Annotated in this window: 1 pseudogene; it reads left to right on the plus strand. The window is 41.1% G+C overall.

The features are described from left to right. Positions 1–192: 192 nt before the first annotated feature. Positions 193–2,409: pseudogene (locus PX636_RS16780) on the plus strand (choice-of-anchor C family protein); the annotation flags it as partial. Positions 2,410–2,419: the final 10 nt, after the last annotated feature.

Genomic DNA, 2,419 nt, shown 5'->3' on the forward strand with positions numbered 1-2,419 from the left:
CAGTGACTCCTAAGATTTTACGTCACAAGTCGCTGAACAAACGGGAATAATTATGCAAACTTCATCGCAGAAAACGGGTTTCTTCGAGAAACCCGTTTTCTTGTAATAAATATTAATTTCTGTTACAGGGATATTGAAAGATTTGGGATTCTTTGCATAAAATAGTCGAAGTCATCCTTTGCGGTTAACGTCATGACTTCTACCCTGTTGCCCCTCCTTCCTTCTGTTTACGATGTTTTGTTCGATTTCGCTCAATCTGACGGTTTTTGGGCAAATTTAGCCATCGCTTTTGGCACAAGTTATGATGTGGTTAAGGCGACGCAATTACAACAGCAGTGGAAAAGCCGAAATTTTAGTCAAATTCCCCCAATTGAGGTACTTAGTGGTGAGGTTTTGGGGACGGCGAATGGTGCATATTCCAGCAGTACCAATAAGATTTATCTATCAGCATCTTTTTTGAATACGGCTTCGTCAGCAGCGATAGTTAATGTAATTTTAGAAGAAATTGGGCATTATGTGGATGCTCAAATTAATCCGGTGGATAGCGCGGGAGATGAGGGGGCAATTTTTGCGGAGTTGGTGCAGGGAAATAGTCTGGATGTGGCAACCTTGGAGGTATTGAAAGCTGAGGATGATTCAAAGATAATTAATTTAAATGGGGAAGTAATTACAGTTGAACAGAATAAATTGCTTAAATCTGGCAAGATTATTGTTGCTAATGATGAATTTACATTAAGTGATTCTGGATTTAGTAATGCTCCCGACGATTCACTATTATTTGCTCAGAATATCGCTAATTATTTTGCTAATGGGAAGAAAGGCTCATTTCTTGCTTATTCCGATAACCTTGGTTTCACAGGATTTCAACTATCTAAAGCTTTAACTGATGCAGGACATCAATGGAAGGTTGCACCTAATTTGCCATTCACGTTAGAGACATTACAACAATATGATGGAGTTTTTCTTGGCGGATCCCCAGTAGATAATCAGGTATTAATTGATTATGTAAACAGTGGAGGAAATGTTTATCTAATGGCAGGAACTGGAATTACTGGAAGTTTTGATAGTGTTACGAGTGAGGCTAATGCTTGGAAGGATTTCTTGAATAATTTTGGGTTGTCATTGGCAAATCAATGGAATGAGTTTTACGGCAATATTCCTATTAACCCTTCATCTCATCCAATTCTTGCAAATATAGATCAATTATATCAACAGTATGGTCAAACAATTATTGATCTAAATGCTAATGACAATCAAGGAGTATTAATTGCTAAGAGCAATGATGGACAGGGACTTTATGCTATTTACGATCCTAATTTTCAAGTCAATCTAATCACTAATGGTAGTTTTGAAATTGGCCCAGATCCTGGTGGTTATTTACCACTTAACCCTGGTTCTACCGCAATCACAGGATGGACTGTTACGAGGGATCAAATTGACTATACAGCTTATTGGGTAGATGCAGATGGCGATCGCTCTCTTGATCTCAATGGTTCGCCTGGAGTGGGTGGTATAGCTCAAACTTTCAGCACTATTGCAGGCCAACAATACCTTGTCTCCTTTGCCTTGGCTGGCAATACTTATAGTGGAACTCCCATCAGACAACTAGGAGTTTCAGCCGCAGGCCAGTCCGAAGTTTTTTCCTTTGATACTACAGGGTTTAGTGATGATAATATGGGCTGGGTAAATAAGACCTGGGTATTTACGGCAACTGCATCCACAACGACCTTGGAATTTTATAGTTTATCTATTGAGCCAGAAAATGCTGCTTTTGGCCCCGCACTAGATAACGTTTCCGTCATTTCTTTACTACCATCTATCACCTTAGCGGTAGCCCCAGCAAGCGTGACTGAAGACGGTACCCCTAACCTAGTCTATACCTTCACCCGTAGCGGAGTAACCACTAATGCTTTAACGGTTAACTACAGTGTTGGTGGGACAGCTACTTTTAGCACAGATTACACCCAAAGCGGTGCAGCAACTTTCACCAGTAAAACCGGGACAGTGACTTTCGCTGCTAATGCTACCACTGCTAAAGTCACAATAGACCCCACTGCTGACACAATAGTAGAAAGTAACGAAACCGTTGCTTTAACTCTCGCTTCTGGGACAGGATATGCAGTAGGTACGACTACTCCAGTGACGGGGACAATTAATGATGATGAACCCCCTATTATTAACCTTGCAGTTTCTCCCGCAAGCGTCACCGAAGACGGGACAACAAATCTGATTTATACCTTCACCCGTAGTGGATTAACCACTAATTCCTTAACCGTCAACTACAGTATTAGTGGGACAGCTACCCTTAATACCGACTACACTCGTACAGGGTCTAATAATACAGCCACCTTTGCTGCTGCTTCATCCACTGCTACAATCACAATTGACCCCACTCCTGACACAACAGTATAAAGTAACG

Source organism: Microcystis sp. M53598_WE2 (assembly GCF_030067735.1).
Lineage (GTDB): Bacteria > Cyanobacteriota > Cyanobacteriia > Cyanobacteriales > Microcystaceae > Microcystis > Microcystis aeruginosa.